17 protein-coding genes and 2 tRNA genes are annotated in these 16,382 nt (G+C 59.8%); 4 read left to right on the forward strand and 15 right to left on the reverse strand.

The genetic code is table 11. From position 1 onward, the window contains the following. From LOH53_RS16375 to asd, 3 genes are all read left to right on the forward strand, one after another. Positions 1 to 613, forward strand: a 613-nt coding sequence (locus LOH53_RS16375; RefSeq protein WP_230068833.1) for a hypothetical protein, incomplete at its 5' end; no start/stop codon positions are given. A gap of 3 nt (positions 614 to 616) precedes the next feature. Continuing rightward, positions 617 to 1,021: a hypothetical protein gene (locus tag LOH53_RS16380; protein ID WP_230068834.1), complete on the forward strand. Its 405-nt coding sequence runs from the start codon at positions 617 to 619 to the stop codon at positions 1,019 to 1,021. Positions 1,022 to 1,137: 116 nt separating this feature from the next. Next, the gene (gene asd, locus LOH53_RS16385; RefSeq protein WP_268251259.1) at positions 1,138 to 2,292 is read left to right on the forward strand and encodes an aspartate-semialdehyde dehydrogenase; all 1,155 of its coding nucleotides are present in this window, start codon (positions 1,138 to 1,140) and stop codon (positions 2,290 to 2,292) included. A 69-nt stretch (positions 2,293 to 2,361) separates the two neighbouring features. Here asd and LOH53_RS16390 read toward each other — a convergent pair whose 3' ends face one another. The 7 genes from LOH53_RS16390 to LOH53_RS16420 form a co-directional block, all read right to left on the reverse strand. Further along, a complete protein-coding gene (locus LOH53_RS16390; RefSeq protein WP_230068835.1) occupies positions 2,362 to 3,561 on the reverse strand; it encodes a winged helix DNA-binding domain-containing protein in 1,200 nt (399 codons plus the stop codon). Between the two features lie 33 nt (positions 3,562 to 3,594). After that, complete coding sequence (locus tag LOH53_RS16395) at positions 3,595 to 4,722, reverse strand: fatty acid desaturase family protein (RefSeq protein ID WP_230068836.1); 1,128 nt, start codon at positions 4,720 to 4,722, stop codon at positions 3,595 to 3,597. A gap of 144 nt (positions 4,723 to 4,866) precedes the next feature. Beyond that, on the reverse strand, positions 4,867 to 5,925 hold the full coding sequence (locus tag LOH53_RS16400) for a UDP-N-acetylmuramate dehydrogenase (RefSeq protein WP_230068837.1): 1,059 nt from the start codon (positions 5,923 to 5,925) through the stop codon (positions 4,867 to 4,869). Next, positions 5,922 to 7,292, reverse strand: a complete 1,371-nt coding sequence (locus LOH53_RS16405) for an MFS transporter (protein ID WP_230068838.1) — start codon at positions 7,290 to 7,292, stop codon at positions 5,922 to 5,924. Before LOH53_RS16405 ends, LOH53_RS16400 begins: the two co-directional genes overlap by 4 nt. After that, positions 7,289 to 7,714, reverse strand: coding sequence for a MaoC family dehydratase (locus LOH53_RS16410; protein WP_230068839.1), 426 nt, complete (start codon positions 7,712 to 7,714; stop codon positions 7,289 to 7,291). The genes LOH53_RS16405 and LOH53_RS16410 overlap by 4 nt, the downstream gene beginning before the upstream one ends. Continuing rightward, positions 7,714 to 8,163 (reverse strand): FAS1-like dehydratase domain-containing protein, encoded by a 450-nt coding sequence (locus LOH53_RS16415; protein ID WP_230068840.1) that lies wholly within the window; start codon positions 8,161 to 8,163, stop codon positions 7,714 to 7,716. Before LOH53_RS16415 ends, LOH53_RS16410 begins: the two co-directional genes overlap by 1 nt. 39 nt (positions 8,164 to 8,202) lie before the next feature. Next, positions 8,203 to 8,769 carry a TetR/AcrR family transcriptional regulator gene (locus LOH53_RS16420; protein WP_230068841.1) on the reverse strand — a complete coding sequence of 189 codons (567 nt, stop codon included), beginning with the start codon at positions 8,767 to 8,769 and terminating at the stop codon, positions 8,203 to 8,205. A gap of 79 nt (positions 8,770 to 8,848) precedes the next feature. Between LOH53_RS16420 and LOH53_RS16425 the strand changes: the two genes are divergently transcribed. Continuing rightward, positions 8,849 to 10,399: an MFS transporter gene (locus tag LOH53_RS16425; RefSeq protein WP_230068842.1), complete on the forward strand. Its 1,551-nt coding sequence runs from the start codon at positions 8,849 to 8,851 to the stop codon at positions 10,397 to 10,399. A 7-nt stretch (positions 10,400 to 10,406) separates the two neighbouring features. On the opposite strand, the gene LOH53_RS16430 is transcribed toward LOH53_RS16425, so the two are convergent. The 8 genes from LOH53_RS16430 to LOH53_RS16465 all read right to left on the reverse strand — a co-directional run. Then, positions 10,407 to 10,646, reverse strand: a complete 240-nt coding sequence (locus tag LOH53_RS16430) for a DUF3188 domain-containing protein (RefSeq protein ID WP_230068843.1) — start codon at positions 10,644 to 10,646, stop codon at positions 10,407 to 10,409. A 97-nt stretch (positions 10,647 to 10,743) separates the two neighbouring features. Continuing rightward, positions 10,744 to 11,679: a DUF2797 domain-containing protein gene (locus tag LOH53_RS16435; RefSeq protein ID WP_230068844.1), complete on the reverse strand. Its 936-nt coding sequence runs from the start codon at positions 11,677 to 11,679 to the stop codon at positions 10,744 to 10,746. A gap of 47 nt (positions 11,680 to 11,726) precedes the next feature. Then, positions 11,727 to 12,599: an HpcH/HpaI aldolase/citrate lyase family protein gene (locus LOH53_RS16440; protein WP_230068845.1), complete on the reverse strand. Its 873-nt coding sequence runs from the start codon at positions 12,597 to 12,599 to the stop codon at positions 11,727 to 11,729. 100 nt (positions 12,600 to 12,699) lie between these two features. Beyond that, positions 12,700 to 14,271: a Na+/H+ antiporter gene (locus LOH53_RS16445; RefSeq protein WP_230068846.1), complete on the reverse strand. Its 1,572-nt coding sequence runs from the start codon at positions 14,269 to 14,271 to the stop codon at positions 12,700 to 12,702. A 10-nt stretch (positions 14,272 to 14,281) separates the two neighbouring features. Beyond that, a complete protein-coding gene (locus LOH53_RS16450; protein WP_230068847.1) occupies positions 14,282 to 14,929 on the reverse strand; it encodes an NAD(P)H-binding protein in 648 nt (215 codons plus the stop codon). Positions 14,930 to 15,063: 134 nt separating this feature from the next. Then, positions 15,064 to 15,140, reverse strand: a tRNA-Met gene (locus LOH53_RS16455). A 63-nt stretch (positions 15,141 to 15,203) separates the two neighbouring features. Then, positions 15,204 to 15,275: transfer RNA gene (locus tag LOH53_RS16460), tRNA-Thr, on the reverse strand. A 183-nt stretch (positions 15,276 to 15,458) separates the two neighbouring features. After that, a partial coding sequence (locus LOH53_RS16465) for an MBL fold metallo-hydrolase (RefSeq protein ID WP_230068848.1) occupies positions 15,459 to 16,382 on the reverse strand: 924 nt, incomplete at its 5' end.

The raw sequence follows: 16,382 nt of genomic DNA on the forward strand, positions 1-16,382 counted from the left end.
ATTCCCTGACGCCATCGGCTTCGGTTTTGCGGAGCTCGTGGCCCTATTGAACCTTGTCCGCGGCGAGGCAAGCACTGCTAGTGCTGCAGCGCTGCGCATTGAGGCCGAGCTCAATGACGACAAAGTTCTCTTCGCAGGCGCATCCTCTCTTGTGGCCCGCGGATTCGCCACCGTTGAGGCAGGCGGCGAGCTGAGCATCAGTGGACCGGTCGCTGCCGTCACCCACGCACTTTCTACTGCCACGCGCCGGATGCAGATCGATCTTCTGACGGCCGATTCCGTAGACAACGTGATCACGGTGGATGCCCCCGAATATCAAATCATCCTCCAGCCAAGGGCTTACCTAACGTGGTTCGCCATGGCACAAAAGCCAGGACTCACCTCTGCTGAAGCCGACTTCTGGATCATGCGCAAGCACCTTGAAGACAACCCGGAGGGCGGCGCCAGCATCATGTGTCTGGAGGATCCCTCAGGTACGCAGCTACTACTCAAGCGCGTGGCGAGCTCATGGACAGTTGGTTACAAGACCGCCAGCCCCCAGGACATTGCGGAGATTACGGAACTATCTGACGCCGATGTCCTGGAAAAGATCCGCCAGATCAGGCACGATTAGTCCATGAGCACTGGCCCCCAGCGCGATGTACGGGACCAGCAGGCAAAGGCATGGCATGATCAAGCAGTCGCCGGTGGACAAAAGCGATTGCTTCGGCGTGCCAGCACCGGTGAACTCGTCAGCTACCTGCCAGAAGAGTACGGCGTGGGACGAACCGGAATCGGACCCAAGATCACCACCGTCTGGGGCCACGCTGTTTTGGTTGCCAGCCAAGTCCTCATCCTCGTCCTGTTTTTTTACGGCCTCAGTATTGGGGTCCAGGCTGGGCACACAAACGTCCCTGTAGGACTATGGATCGTGGTTGCCTTCATGTTGCTGATTCTTGCCTATACAACGTGGAATCTGGTGAAAGAGGCAAAAGCTACCGCTCTGCGCCGCCAACGCGGTCTACCCACCCCGGCCGAGTAGTGTGCTCACGTCTCTGTTTCTAGAGAATTGCTCTGCAGACTTTGACGGGCAGTGTGCCACGTTCACCAAATGACACGAACTTCGTTCTGCGCCCTCAGCGGTCCTAAACTGGATCCATGACCTCTCACAGTGTTTCTTCCTCCAGCGCCCCCTCCGTTGGACTGGTTGGCTGGCGCGGCATGGTCGGTTCCGTCTTGATGCAACGCATGCACGACGAGGGCGACTTCGCGCATATCAACCCCGTTTTTTTCTCGACCTCAAATGCTGGCGGCAATGCCCCGGTGATTACAGGCGCCGGCGATGCCGGCAAGCTTGAAGATGCCTTCGACATTGATGCTTTGGCCAAGCTGCCCATCATTGTCACGGCTCAAGGCGGGGACTACACGCAGCGCGTACACACCGAGCTGCGGGGCCGTGGTTGGGATGGGTTGTGGTTAGACGCCGCTTCAACACTTCGCATGAATGATGACTCCATTATTGTCTTGGACCCGATCAATCGCGATGCGATCGACGCCTCCCTAGCCAGCGGTACCCGCGACTTCATCGGCGGGAACTGCACCGTCTCCTGCATGCTCATGGGCCTGGGTGGGTTGTTCAAAAACAATCTGGTCGAGTGGGGTACCGCTATGACGTACCAGGCAGCGTCTGGCGGCGGCGCCCGGCACATGCGCGAGCTTTTGAACCAGTTCGGCACACTTAACTCCGAGGTTTCCAGCGAGCTCAACGACCCGGCGTCGGCCATTTTAGACATTGACCGCAAGGTCTTGGCACATCAGCGCGACGGCATTGAGTCCAGCCAGTTTGGCGTCCCGCTAGCCGGTTCTTTAATCCCGTGGATCGATTCAGATCTGGGCAACGGCCAGTCCCGCGAGGAGTGGAAGGCCGGAGTGGAAACGAACAAGATCCTGGGCACTGCGGGCTCGAAGAATCAGGTCATCATGGATGGGCTGTGCGTACGAATCGGCGCCATGCGTTCCCATTCCCAGGCGCTCACGTTGAAGCTACGTGAGGACCTCTCCGTCGCAGAAATCGAATCATTGCTAGCCAATGACAACGAGTGGGCCAAAGTGGTCCCAAACACCAAAGATGCTTCGATGGCGGAGCTGACCCCGGTGGCCGCTTCTGGCACACTGGACGTCCCAGTGGGCCGAATCCGCAAGCTGGAAATGGGTCCAACGTACATTAGCGCTTTCACGGTCGGTGACCAGCTCCTCTGGGGTGCTGCCGAGCCACTGCGCCGCATGTTGAACATCGCCACCGGTACGCTCTAACCCCCAACTAACCCGCAATAGATGTCCAAAAAACGTCCATTTCTTGGATTTTTGGACATCTATTGCGGGTTAGTTGCTTAGATAGCGGGCGTAGCTTTCTGCAGACTTCTCTAAGACCTTGGTTTGGGCCAGGCTGAGCCCGTCAAAAAGCTCCAGATGCACGACGCCGGACAGTTGCTTTTGTTTCTCAGCCGCGCCCTGAGCTCTGCGCCAGGTCCCAGCCACCTTTCCACCTGCCACCACAGTGGCCTTGAACATGCCGTTGTTCCCTGGGACCGTCATTGGGGCGTGGTGCGGGGCAAGTGCCGCACCGCGATCCGTGTATCCCAACAGGTATTCGTCAAAGCCGGGCAACAAAAGCAGCGATCTGGACCCCGGAACGGTCTGACCCAGCAGTTCCGCCGTCTTCGGGGCAAGGAGGTAAATTTGTCCCTCGCACTCAACGGAATCCAATTGCTCGCGTGCCTGGTCCAGTCCTATCGCGATATCCGCGAGGGGTAGTTTGGACCACCAGTGAAAATCCTTGACGGTGGCCGGTCCGTGGCTGCAAAAGTAGCGCAGAGCGAGTTCAGCCAGCGCTTGCTCGCGTTCGTAAACTCGTGGTTTTGAAATCCACTGCTCCGAGCGGACAAAAAACTGCGTATTGCCTTTGCCCTCCGGGTTGACTGGGCCCTGTACCAGCAGGCCTTCCACGCACAAAAGCCATAGCAGGTGCACACCACGTTGGGTTTGGGTTCGCTGACCCGCAGCCTCAAACGCAGCAAATAGCCCGGCACGTGTTGCCCTGCCATAGTTGCGCCGCACTGGTCTACTTCCAGCACCGGACCCCACTGCGATGTCAGGGGCAGCAGTCATAGCAGCCTCGGATTGCTCGATTAGTTCCAGTGCCACCTTGCGCACCTGGTCCAGGTCCGAGGGAGTAATGCCCAGCTGGCGATGCCGGGTGAGCATGGATGCCAGCATGCGCGGGGCGGTGAGCGAGAGTATCCAGCCGAGGTCCGCGGCAGCCGTGACGTGCAAGGTTCCGCGCAACGGCCACGACCGCACGATCTCACCACGATTGAACGCCCCTTCTACCGTGGCACGTGTGGCTCCCGGAACACGGAGCCCAATGGACCATAACGCTCCCGGGAAATCTTGGCCTTGGAGTGCACCCAGCCAACGCACGACGTCCACCGGCCCCGGTGCGGGACTGGTGGACGTCGGAAGGATCAGTTGCGCGCCTAAACGCAACCGGGCCAGTACTGCCGGTGTCACTCGAGGACTCATGCCCCTAATGTAACGCCTCTGCGGGAGCTTGGGTTAGCGCGCTGAACGCAACTGTGCGGTAATGGGACATTCGAAGGGGTCACGCTGGCCCAAACCGACACGGTTAAGGTAACGCATGACGATCATGTACGACTGACCCAGCGTGGTTTCGGTGTACGTGATATCCCGCTCGGCGCAGTACGCGCGGACCATCGGTTGGACGGCCTTCAAGTTCCGCGAGGACATCGTGGGGAAAAGGTGGTGCTCGATCTGGTAGTTCAGTCCACCCATACCGGCGTCCACCCACCAACCACCGGAAATGTTACGGCTCATCAGGGTCTGACGGCGCATGAAGTCAATTTTGACGTCCTTGGGAACCAACGGCATTCCCTTGTGATTCGGGGCGAAGGAGCCACCCATGTAGACGCCTAAGGCCATGACCTGAACGGCAATAAATGCCAAGCCAATGCCCCAGCCAAGGAACCAGATCGTGAATGCCGGCATGATCACCAGACGAACAAAGAGCAAGCCCATCTCTGTTTTACGTTTGGGCACTATTTGTTTGCGATCCAAGACCCTGCCCACAGCAGCAATATGAAGGTCCAAAGCTGCCAACGTCAACAGTGGGAAGAAAAAAGCACCTTGACGGCGGGCAAACCACTTGGCGAAGCCTTTACGCTTGGCAGCACTGTCCGGATCAAAAACAAGAGCACCGGGGTCGATGTCTCCGTCGACGCCGATCTTATTCGGATTCAGGTGATGCTTTCCGTGCTTGTTCATCCACCAGCCATAGGAGAGGCCGACGAACAAGTTGCCGCAGATTCGGGCCAACCAGGCATTCTGCTTCGCCGAGGAAAATACCTGGCGGTGTGCGGCGTCATGGGCTAGAAACGCGGTGTGCGTACACACGAAGGCGAGCAGAACGGCCGTGACCAACTGCCACCAGCTCTGACCCAACGTCAAAAACAGCGCCAACACGGCGAGATAGCCAAGGGATTGGCGGACGATTCGGGCAACGTACCATTTGATATCGCGATCCATCAGACCAACAGCACGGACCTGCTCGCACAGCTGGATGAAATCGGTCACATGGCGGTCACGCGCGGGTCGCGTCTTTTTCGGCGCGGGCGCTACAGTGCCCTCATCCAACACATCCGGGCTGTCAATTGTGGTTGACGACATCGCGCTCCTTATCCGAACTTCGCAAGACGAGGTCCGGGGTCAGTGGAAAGTTTCAATTCTATCTACCAACAGTAGAAACTTCAGCGGTAGCATGCATCACACCGGGGAACCGTCTTAACCCCCTACCGGGGTACGGGGTGCTGGTTACAGCGAGCACCCGACCAACACTGGCTCGGGTTCCAAGGTGATACCGAAGCGGCGTTCGACGCCGTCGCGCACCTCCCGTGCGATCGCCAGGATGTCTTCTGCCCTGGCCCCACCACGGTTTGTTATGGCGAGCGTGTGCTTAGTGGACAGCGAGGCAGGGGCCGCGCCGTCGTGGCTTAGAGCAAAGCCCCTCGAGAAGCCGGCCTGTTCAATGAGCCAGGCGGCGCTGAGCTTGACGCTTTCGCCCAACACCCAGCGAGGAGCCTCCTGCGGCAAGGTCGCAGCGACAACAGAAGTGACAATGGGGTTGGTGAAGAACGAGCCGGTAGAAAAGGTATCCCGGTCCGCAGCATCTAAGACCATGCCTTTGGACGCACGGAGAGACAAAACCATGCGGCGCAAATCCAGGGAGTTGGCACGTGCGCCAACTTCCACATCGAGGCGGCGCGCCAGCTCCTGGTACTTCACCGGTGCACTCATGCGGCCCAATGACAGCTGGAATTCCACGGTGAGGACCACATAGCGTGGAGACCCGTTATCTGAGGTGGCCTTGATGATTGAGTCCCGATATCCAAACTTCAACTCAGCGTTGGTGAACGTGTGGACGGCGTTCTTTTCACGGTCCCAGACGCGTACAGCCGCAATGCTCTGGGCCACGTCCGTTCCGTAGGCTCCCACGTTTTGAACAGGGGTAGCGCCGGTTGAGCCGGGAATTCCAGACAACGCTTCCAGACCACTCCATGCGTTGAGCACTGATTGGTGGACGAAGTCGTCCCAGTTGTGACCGGCCTGAACGACCACGGATGCCCCCGCACAGCTGTCTTGCGAATTGGCGCTGAAGCCCTGGCTGGCAATCTTGAGCACAGTACCTGTAAAGCCGGAGTCAGCGACTACCAAATTGGAACCGCCGCCTACGATCAAAAGCGCAGTGCCGGACTGGTCCGCGGTCACGACTGCGGCAATAATCTCTTCCTCGCTGGCAGCCTCCACAAAGGTGGCGGCAGGCCCTCCAACGCCGAGGGTGGTCAGGGAACTCAACAGCACTTTTTCACTCACGCCACAACACTATCCCCGTGGGAAGATATCTTCCCTTCCAAGTATGCCGGGCGGCGCACGGCCGGGGTGAGGAAGAAAGCAACCACCAGCATGATCAGCACCGCCAACAGCGAATGAAGCACACCGATGTGCTCTGCCAGCAGGCCTAGCAGCGGGGGACCTCCAAGGAACGCGCCGTACCCCACGGTGGAGACGACGGAGACCCGGGCTGCGGCATGGACCGGGTCATCTGACGCCGCAGACATCGCCACCGGGAAGCCCAAGGCTGAACCCAGACCCCAGAAAACTAGAGCAAAAAGTGCAATGTCTTGCCCTGGTGCCAGGACAAACAGAGCCAAGCCCACCACTGCTGTGGCTGCGCTGACCCGCAGCACCACTACCCGCCCGAATCTGTCCAACAGGACCGTGCCGGCAAAACGACCAATCGTCATGGCAGAGACAAATATTCCGTAGCCAATGGCGCCAATGGCCGGTTTGGCGCCGAATCCATCAACCATAGCCAGTGCCACCCAGTCACCCGCGGCGCCCTCGGCCAGCCCAAGGCCCAGAACCAGGATTCCTAGCATCAACGTACGTGGGTCCCGCCATGCCGCAGCGATCTTCGCCCGACCAGAACGTTTGGCGGCGGCTTTCGCTTCAGCGCTACGCTGCGCAGTGTTCGCCGTGAGGCTGCGTGCACTCACGACGGGAATGGGGCCGGTACCGGGCACGGCATTCAACTCAAGGGGCGGCGCTGCGACAGTATTCTGGGCTGAGGAGGCGTTCTGAGTTACGGAGGAATTCTGAGCCCAGGATGCGCGCTCGTCAGCCTGGTAGTGCCCGGCTCCCTTCCACACCGCGACAGTGACCACTATGGCGACAATGGAGAGATGAACGGCCACCGGCAGATGGATGGAAGCCGCAGCAGCCCCGAGCCCGGCACCGACTACCGTGCCAATACTGAACGAGCCGTGCAGTCGCGGCATGATGTGCCGGTGCAGCGCGCGCTCCACCGCGGCGCCCTCAATGTTAGAAGCCGCATTCCAGCTACCCGTACCCAACCCCACGACGATGAGTCCGGCCCCGACTACTAGCGGATTAGCAAAGACAGTTGCCCCGACTCCCAAGACGACGATGCCAGTGGTTTGAATCAGGCTGCCTAAGCGCGTGGTCAGTTTAGAACCCAGCCTCAGGACCACAAGCCCTGATGCCCCGACCGAGATAAACGAACCCAGGGACATGCACAAGAGCATCAGGCCTACGGTGCCTGGGGTTAGTCCTAAATCGTTCTTAATCGCTGGAATGCGCGATACCCACGAGGCAAAGACTAGTCCGGACCCGGCGTAAGCGGTGAGCACACCGTTACGCCATGCTTTGACTTCGTTCACCTAACGCGGACCTGCACCTGCGCCTTGACAAGCACTTTTTGTCCATCCAGCGTGACGCCAAGGTCTATCCGAGCGGTCGAGGCGTCAGCATCAAGTGCCCCGATCGTCGCTACAACTTCAAGCACGGCACCGGGTGCGCCGTCCACGTCTGCCACCGGCACGGGCTTGGTGAAGCGTGTGCCATAGGAGATGATCGCGGAGGGATCCCCTATCCAGTCGGTGACCAACTGCACGGCGGCCCCCATGGTAAACATGCCGTGGGCGATCACGCCCGGCAGTTCCACCTCTCGGGCAAAGCGTTCGTTCCAATGGATCAGATTAAAGTCGCCGGAGGCGCCGGCGTATTTGACGAGGTCCAGCCGCGATATTTCAAGGCTGCGCGAACCGATTAACTGCCCGATTGCGAGATCTGCAAAGTTCATTACTGGCCTTCCCCCCGAACGAGGATGGCGGACACTGTGGTGGCGACGGGATCGCCAGTCACGGTGGAAATCTCGGTGCGCGTGGTGATCATGGCACCGCCGCCCATGGCACGGACAGTATCCACATGAAGCTCGGCTACTAGCTCATCCCCGGCAACGATGGGACGGTGATGGGTGAACTTTTGTTCAGCGTGAACCACACGGGAAAAGTCAATGCCGGAGTCGGGATCACCAATGAGCTGCGCGTCGGCCCGCTGGGCCACAATGATCGCATACGTGGGCGGGGCCACGAGGTCGCCATGCCCGAGTTCGCGTGCTGCTGCAACGTCAAAGTGGGCGCGGTGGGTAGCTTTGAGTGCAGTGGCAAACTCGCGAATAGATTCGCGCCCAACGCTATAACTCTGCGCTGGTGGATAGCTGCGCCCCTGAAGTCCGGCATTAATGGTCATGGTCTAAGCGTACCGGCCAAGGTGCCCGGGTGGGCCCAACTACTGCCCGACGCTGGCGCGCATCTGGGCCACAACCCGCAACAGCGCCTCAACGTCGACGGCGCCTGCGGCTTCGGCATCTTGTCCGGGGGTGGTCGGCAGACCAAAGAGGGCAGCGTTGTAATACAGCCCATCACCTAGAAGCATGACTGCGCGAGCGACTGTTGGGTCTTTGATGTCGCTCAAGATGAGTTTGTACCAGCGTTCGTGCATCTCAGCGAAGGCTGCGCGTACGGTGCTATCTTCACCTTGGGCTAGGCGCATGGCGGCCACAACCGTCCTGTCAAAGGTAGTACCTCCGAAGATGCTGGTGCGAACATAATAGCTGGCGCAACCGTCAGGGTCCTCGCTCATGATGCACGCATCGACGGTGGCCAGTTCCCGCATCTTTTCCACCAAACCGGCAGTTAGAGCCTCCATGCTGTTGAAGTGGTACAGCAGCCCACCTTTGGAGACGCCTGCCGTAGCAGCGACGGCACCGAGCGTGGCTGCACGGGGACCGTCGTTGATCAGCAGGTCTTCATAGGCCGCCAGGACCCTTTCTCGCGCAGATCCTTGTGTAGTCATCGTTCAAGACTACAAGGAGTGATGGACCGCACCGTCCAGACGGTTCACTATACCGGCCGGACGGTATAGTATATTACTCATGGCTTTCATCCTTGACACCCCAGTTTCCGGCACCGAGCCGGCCCGTGCCGGCACCCGTGGCTGGATTGCACTTGCCGTGCTCATGCTGCCTGTTTTACTGATATCCGTGGACAACACTGTCCTCAGCTTCGCTATCCCGTCGATCTCCGTAGCGCTGATTCCTTCTGCACCGCAACTTTTGTGGATCATCGATGTCTACCCACTGGTGCTGGCCGCGCTTCTCGTACCCATGGGAAGCTTGGCCGACCGCTACGGACGCCGGCGCCTGCTAATGCTCGGCAGCACTGGCTTCGCCATCATTTCCGTCTTTGCAGCGTTTGCCCCTTCGGCTGGCGCACTCATCGGCTACCGCGCACTGATGGGCGTCTTTGGTGCCATGTTGATGCCGTCCACGTTGTCCCTCATCCGCAACCTCTTCATCCACCCAGACCAGAGGCGGACCGCCATCGCCATCTGGGCCGCAGGCTTCGCCGGAGGAGCAGCGCTGGGACCCATCGTGGGGGGAATCCTACTTGAGCACTTCTGGTGGGGCTCTGTTTTCCTGATCTCAGTACCGGTGTTGATTCCCCTGCTGGTATTGGCCCCCATCTTTGTCCCAGCTTCCAAGGACCCAGCTCCGGGCAAAATTGATCCATTGAGCATCTTGCTCTCCTTTGGGGCCATGGTGCCCACTATCTTCGGCATCAAGGAAATCACGCAAACAGGATTCTCCGCGCTGAACATCGGATTAATAGTGATCGGATTGCTGTTGGGAGTCGTGTTTGTGCGACGCCAACGCGCCCGTGCGAACCCCATGCTAGACGTCCACCTCTTCACCAACCCGGTCTTCTCCGGCGCAGTCATAGCTAATCTACTGAGCATCTTTTCCTTGGTGGGGTTCCTGTACTTCATCACTCAGCATCTTCAACTCGTGATGGGACTCTCCCCCACCTCTGCCGCACTCGTCCTAGTCCCCGGGCTTGCCATTTCCGTCATCACGGGACTTTTGGCCGCGCGGCTGGCCAAGTACTTTCGTCCATCACATCTAGTAGCTGCGGGCCTTTTGCTAAATGCTGGCGGTTTCCTGATTGCCTGGCTAAATACCAGCGGTTCAGTCGCCGGCACCATCACAGCATTCGCCGTGCTCGGTGCTGGAGTTGGCATAGCCGAGACCATCTCCAACGACCTCATTCTCAGCGCTGCTCCCCCTGCGAAAGCCGGGGCAGCTTCTGCCATCTCGGAAACCGCCTACGAAGTCGGATCTGTACTGGGAACCGCTTTGCTAGGCAGTATTCTTGCAGCTGCGTACAAGCTCAATGTGGTCATTCCTGCCGGGTTGTCAGCGGGGAACAAGGATGCCGCTGAACAAACTCTGGGAGGTGCCATCGACGTGGCCGCCACATTACCCACCGACCAAGGAGCAGCATTGCTCGCTTCGGCGAAGCACGCCTTCGACTCCGGGGCCGGGGTGGTCGCAGCAGTGGGCGTGGTGCTCATGCTCGCCGCTGCACTGATGTGCCTACGCACTCTGCGCTCGGCTACCTCGAGCATCGAGGCCGTGGAGCACTGATTGGCCGTTACTTGCGTTTTTCCGCTTCTTTCAGCGCCTTACGCACCGCACGACCCCGCAGCATCAAAGACGTCATGTGCGCTATGAGCCCCGCTCCGATGACCGGCAGCCCGGCAAATGTCAGGCTGGGATTTGAGGAGACGGCGCCTAGAACAATAATAATGATGCCAAGAGCGGTCAGGCCCATGCCGCCAAAGACCGCGTATTTGTAGGCTGGCGGCGCGGTATCCCAAAAGTCGTTAAGCACGTATCAAGTCTACCCGGCCAGCGCGGGCAGGCGTCCGCCGGGCTAAATTGGCGGCGTTGGCTTAGCGATGACTGGGTTGATGTCTGGAGTGACGATCTTAGAACAGCAGTTCCTGGACTGCGGGAAGCTGCGTGGTGTGGGCGCCGAAGCGGATCTTATGGCCCTTCAGCGCAGCCAAATCCAGCAAAAATTTCGACTCCGAGTCATCCACCCCGACCAGCGCATATCCGCCCAGCAGCGCATCCAGGCGAAGTCCGTGCTCGCCCGCATCTAACGCAAGCGGGTAGGCGATCCGTGGGAGAGTGCCGGTCACTGCGTCGGCGAATTCCGGGCGCAGCCACGACTCGCCCACTGTTTCAAAGCCTTCAGTGAACTGCTCTTTCAAGAAGTTACGGACGACGTCGGCGATCTTCCGATTGCCAACGGCAAGTTCCGCCGTTGGCTGGGGATTCTTCAGTGCCGCGAATTTTGCGCTCCCGCGTACAAATTGCGTCAGTCCCAGCTGGGCTGACACCGCGTCCTCCAACACTCTGACTACGGAGCCGTCGCGGGCATGGGCCACATACTGCGCCACCACCGCGCCCTGGTCCGCCAAACGGCTCCATTTGCTGCGCTCGGACGCCGTACCCACCTTGGTGGTCCCGTCGGCAAAGGTTGCGATGTAGAGCCAGTGTGGTTGGGCAAGATACGCCTTTAGACCAGCCGGGCCAAGGCCACTGCGGTGAAAGTCGTGCATGAAGCGAAAGTCGTCACGGGCAAAGCAGCGGCCACACTGGTAACCGCGTTCGGCAGCAGCTCCCGTGGGACATGGAATATGGACCGAATCCGTAGGTCCTTTGACTTGCATGTGGCCCAAACAGTATCTGGGCGCAACGGCAGGCCCGGACTCAACACTAAACCGCAGCCATTGTCCCGCGCTCAGCGGAAGCTTAGCCCCGCCGTCGACCGTAATGAGCGAAAGTACGGGGCCCTCCAAGGACCACGAAACACCACGGACTAGACCGCCGGCCAGCTCAGTGAGCAAAGCACTCACCACTGTGCACCGGCGTTCCTGCCCCGCTTCCTCGCTGCACTACGGAACTAAAGTGCTGGCTGGACGCCGTAGGCCACGGCCAGCTTCATAATTTTCTCTGCACGGCCTAGGCGGGGAAGGTCGGAGCCGTCCCGGATCACGCCCCCGCGAGCCTTGAAATCGTCCATGAAATCGGTGGCCCAGGCAACATCCGTGGGCGTGGGGCTGATGACTTCGTTGATGATATTGGTCTGGTCGATGGCCAAGCACAGCTTGCCAGTCATACCCATGGATACCGTGATGGCCGACTGCTCCCGCAGGATCGGATGGTTGGTGCCAACGGTCGGGCCGTCGATGGGCCCGGGCAAATTGCCCACGCGGCTGGCAACGACCAGCTTGGCTCGCGGATACGCCATGGCCTCACGGTCGGCGGCCATGCCGGTGTCGCGGCGGAAGTCACCGGAGCCGAATGCCAAGCGGAAGGCACCTTCAGCGCGGGCGATGTTATTGGCTTCCTCGATACCCAAGGCGGACTCCACGAGGGCCAGAACACGCGTTTTACCATCGAGGCGATGATAGGTCTCCTTGACCTGCTCAGCATCCTCGGTCTTGGCCAGCATCACACCGAGCAAACCTGGCACGTTGCGAAGCCCGGCAACGTCATCTGCCCAGAACTTTGAGTGGACATCATTGATGCGAACCCAAGCCTGCCCGCCATTACGCAGCCAATCGACGACGTCGGCACGCGCGTCATCCTTCTTCTTCGGGTCTACGGCATCTTCAATATCCAGCACGACGGCGTCAGCTCGGGACGCGGCGGACTCGTCAAAAATTTCGGGGCGTGTTGCGGGAACAAGAAGCCAGGAACGGGCGATCTCCGCGGGAATGTTGCGCGTGCGGGGTGACTTGGCGGCGGTGTCGCTGGGGACGTTACTAGACATGTTTCTAGCGTATACGCAGCACGGCCCTCAATCACTGCGCCCTTCTACAAGTCCGGCCGCGAATGGCTGGTGGAATTCGCCAGTTTCGCAGTACTTCGTCCTAGTCCGGCATGATCATGGTGCGCAGATCCAGCTGACGCAGGACCCGGTCCGCAACCTCAGGGTCGGTATCTGCCTCATTGCGGGCCGCAAGGACTTCCTCCCGAGCAGCATCCAACGCGACAGTTTGGAGGGCGATGGCTAGTTCGCGCCCACGACGACGCCGGGCCTTGATACCGTCGTCTTTTAGCCCCTCATCCAATAGTTCGGCGTGCAAGCGCAACATCTTCTCCTTGAGAAGTTTGAGTTTCTCCGGCTCAAGGCTTTTGATCAGGGCACTATCACGCAAGGCGGCCACCGCTGCTTCTTGAGCGCGCAGGGCCAGGAGCTTGGCGGCCTCACGTTCCTCGCCGCCGTCGTCCGTGGCATTGAGCACGCGCATCAGCCACGGCAAGGTCAGGCCGGGCAGCACCAGGGTGGTCAACAGCACGGCGCAAGCGATGACGACGATCTCATGCCGTGCTGGGAATGCAGCCCCGGACGGAAGCGATGTGGGCAGCGCCAGGGCCAGCGCCAAAGTGGCGAGCCCACGCATGCCGCACCAAGAAAGGATCACCACATCCTTGAAGTTTTGCGGGGGAAGTTCCCCAACGCGCTTTTTGGATGCCCATGCAAGCATCCCAAACCACAAAAAGCGGACCCCTATCACCAGCAAGCTCACCGCCACGGCCGTCGGGATTATGGCCCAAATCGCAGAACCTTCTTCCTGGATGACTTGGCGGACTTCTAGACCCACCAAACCAAAAGCCAGACCCGTGACCAACAGTTCCACGACGTCCCAAAAAGCCGCACGGGTGATGCGTTCAGTTGCGTCTTCGGCACGGGCATGGCGTTTGATTTCCAGTGCCGTCACGACCACTGCAATCACGCCGGAGGCATGGACCTCTTCGGCCAGGATGTAGGCGGCAAAGGGGACTACCAAGGTGACCGCGCTGCGGGCCACAGAAGAGCTGATGAGCTTGGTGATCAGCCCCGTCACCCAGCCCATAGCCATACCAACTGCCACCGCGGCCACTGCGCCTAAGACAAATTTGCCCACCACGCCCAGTCCGAATTTTTCACCGTCCATGGCGCCTGCCACGGCGGCCTGGAAGATGACGATGGCTGCGGCGTCGTTAAACAGACCCTCACTTTGCAGAACAGTGATGAGGCGTCTGGGCATATGGACGCGCCCAGCCACAGACTCCACGGCCACAGGGTCTGGCGGGGCGGCCATCGCTCCCAGTGCGATGGCCGCCGGAATGCCGATCCCGGGGATGAGCAACCATGCCATGCCTGCAACGGCTGCCGTGGACACCACCACAAGTGCCACCGCCAGCGAAATGATGGTCCGCCAGCGGATCCGAAACACTGCCCACGAGCTCTTTTGCGCCGTGGCGAAAAGCAGCGGAGGCAAAAAGATCGGCAGAATCAGCTCCGGATCAATCCGCAGATCGGGGAACCCCGGAATGAACGTCATGGCACCGGCCATGATCAGCATGAGTACCGGATAAGGCAGCTTGAATCGGTCTCCAAGCCCCACGGCAACCACGGTGGCGAAGAGGAGTCCAATAATCAGTACGAGCTGTTCCACGGTGCTTACATTACGGGGTCAAAGCCTGCTCAAGCGGAGTTTGTCCATCCGTGAACCCGATGGTGCGCAGCACGGTGTCCGGGCGCGCCAACACTGCCGCCGCCACCAGGGCTACATTGGCTCGGGCAGTGTTCGTATTGTTTGAATCCACAGCCGTGGTGATCAGCCCGGTGCCGGCCTCCTCCGTCAGCGCCCCCGGGCCCAGAATGGTCCATGAGAGGGCGCTGGCCTTGAGGTGTGTATCCGCGTCAGCCTTAGCCTGCGCATAGGCGAAGAACCCGTCTTGCGGATCTACCCCGTGGTCCGCACCGGCTCCGAGGTAGGAAACCATGACGTAACGGCTCACTCCGGCTAGTTCGGCGGCATCCATGGAACGAATTGCGGCGTCCCGGTCCACCGCATAGGTGCGCTCCGGTGTTCCGCCACCGGCTCCCGCGGACCAGACGACGGCGTCGTGCCCGGCAAAGAGCGCGGCAAGCTCTTCCACCGAGGAAGAGACGACGTCGTGCACCACGGGGGTAGCCCCGGTCGCGGCAACGTCGTCCACCTGGGCGGGGTTGCGGATGACGGCGGAGACTTCCACTCCGTCCGCCGTGAGCAGCGAAGACAACTGCAGAGCAATTTTGCCGTGCCCGCCAATTATCAAAACCTTCTTCATGGGGTTTCCTTCCTTCTGGCTGCTAACCCGCTAACCCCGGTTTGGGGTTTACACCAGCTTCTAGTACATACCGTAGACGCTTACGAAAACAAGAAAGGCAGCTCAGTAACCCTAAGGTTGCTGAACTGCCTTTTTGGTAGCGGCGGGGAGGCTCGATCTCCCGACCTCACGATTATGAGTCGTGCGCTCTAACCAACTGAGCTACGCCGCCATAAATGGGATCGGCTCGTCCCGTCCGGCCAAAAACCGACTGGCACGAGCCCAACCATTCACGAGCCCCCCACCGGAATCGATCCGGTGACCTCGTTCTTACCAAGAACGCGCTCTACCACTGAGCTAGGGGGGCAACGAGAAAATACTTTACCAGCGGTTTAGCCGGATGCGAAATCGGGAAGAAGGGTCGGCGAAATTGTGCCTAATCCTCCACCACGGCGGGCATCCGCGCGAATACAGACGGAGTAAATCGTTCGGCTGCCGGACGCCGAAATGAAGGGCATTTCGCGGAGATAATTCTCACAGCTAAGCGAACTTATCCCCTGCCTGACGGAGTACCAAAAGGCCAATAATCTCCGCTGCGAATGCCCTCAGCCGCCAGCCCCTCAGGCAGGTCTAACCAGGGGCCATGTCCGGGCAGGAGACACGTAAAGTCCTCCCACGGTAGCCCTGCAGCTGCCGCGAAAACAGTGGCAGCTGCAAAATGGAAGGGCTCAGGCAACAACTGCGGCCCACGCACAGGGCTGATCGCATGCCCACTGATGAGCACGTCTCCGCACACCAGCACACCCCGCTTGGGATCAAGGTAGGCAGTGTGTCCCGTAGTGTGCCCACCCGTATGGACAGCGCTCAACTCGCCGGGTAACGAGACTAGGGCTGATTCGTTCAGTGGCTGCACACTCGGCACCGCGACGTCGCTTAGCCCGCCGGCCCTTATGGCATGAATCGCCCACGCTAGAACCCGCGGCGCAAGTGCCCTTAGCCCTAGGTCTTTCACAGTGATCTGTTCCATGACTTCCCGGCGCACGTTGGCCAGTTCCAGCTCATGGGCATACACCGGTATCCCTTGGGCCGCCAAGAAAGCGGCGGAACCGATGTGATCCGAATGCCCATGGGTCACCAACAGCGCAGCACAGTCCGCAAGTTTGACACCGATGTGCTCCATCGAAGCTAATAACAGCTCCCTGTCCCCCGGATATCCGCTGTCAATCAGCGTAAAACGTGGCGATGCGGCCTCCGTGAAGATCGCCCAATTGGAGGCAGGACCCTGCACAAAAAACACTCCAGGACGTACCTCACTGACGGCATCCTGAACATTCCACGCCCGCATTTGTTCTCCCTGCATGCATTCCATGTTGACCAGCGTTCGCATGGAGGCGAACCTGCTCCACATAATCACACACTCAAAGACCGTGTCGCGACACTCCGTGACACAAATGAGGGGTGGGGGGGGGGGGCC

The sequence above is a fragment of the Arthrobacter cryoconiti genome (assembly GCF_020905375.1).
GTDB classification, from domain to species: domain Bacteria; phylum Actinomycetota; class Actinomycetes; order Actinomycetales; family Micrococcaceae; genus Specibacter; species Specibacter cryoconiti.

Excerpts from the sequence above, each read along its gene's own strand:
- asd (WP_268251259.1), top strand. The coding sequence starts at position 1,138 with ATGACCTCTCACAGTGTTTCTTCCTCCAGCGCCCCCTCCGTTGGACTG.
- LOH53_RS16450 (WP_230068847.1), bottom strand. The coding sequence starts at position 14,929 with ATGAAGAAGGTTTTGATAATTGGCGGGCACGGCAAAATTGCTCTGCAG.
- LOH53_RS16395 (WP_230068836.1), bottom strand. The coding sequence starts at position 4,722 with ATGTCGTCAACCACAATTGACAGCCCGGATGTGTTGGATGAGGGCACT.
- LOH53_RS16440 (WP_230068845.1), bottom strand. The coding sequence starts at position 12,599 with ATGTCTAGTAACGTCCCCAGCGACACCGCCGCCAAGTCACCCCGCACG.
- LOH53_RS16420 (WP_230068841.1), bottom strand. The coding sequence starts at position 8,769 with ATGACTACACAAGGATCTGCGCGAGAAAGGGTCCTGGCGGCCTATGAA.
- LOH53_RS16390 (WP_230068835.1), bottom strand. The coding sequence starts at position 3,561 with ATGAGTCCTCGAGTGACACCGGCAGTACTGGCCCGGTTGCGTTTAGGC.
- LOH53_RS16415 (WP_230068840.1), bottom strand. The coding sequence starts at position 8,163 with ATGACCATTAATGCCGGACTTCAGGGGCGCAGCTATCCACCAGCGCAG.
- LOH53_RS16410 (WP_230068839.1), bottom strand. The coding sequence starts at position 7,714 with ATGAACTTTGCAGATCTCGCAATCGGGCAGTTAATCGGTTCGCGCAGC.
- LOH53_RS16380 (WP_230068834.1), top strand. The coding sequence starts at position 617 with ATGAGCACTGGCCCCCAGCGCGATGTACGGGACCAGCAGGCAAAGGCA.
- LOH53_RS16425 (WP_230068842.1), top strand. The coding sequence starts at position 8,849 with ATGGCTTTCATCCTTGACACCCCAGTTTCCGGCACCGAGCCGGCCCGT.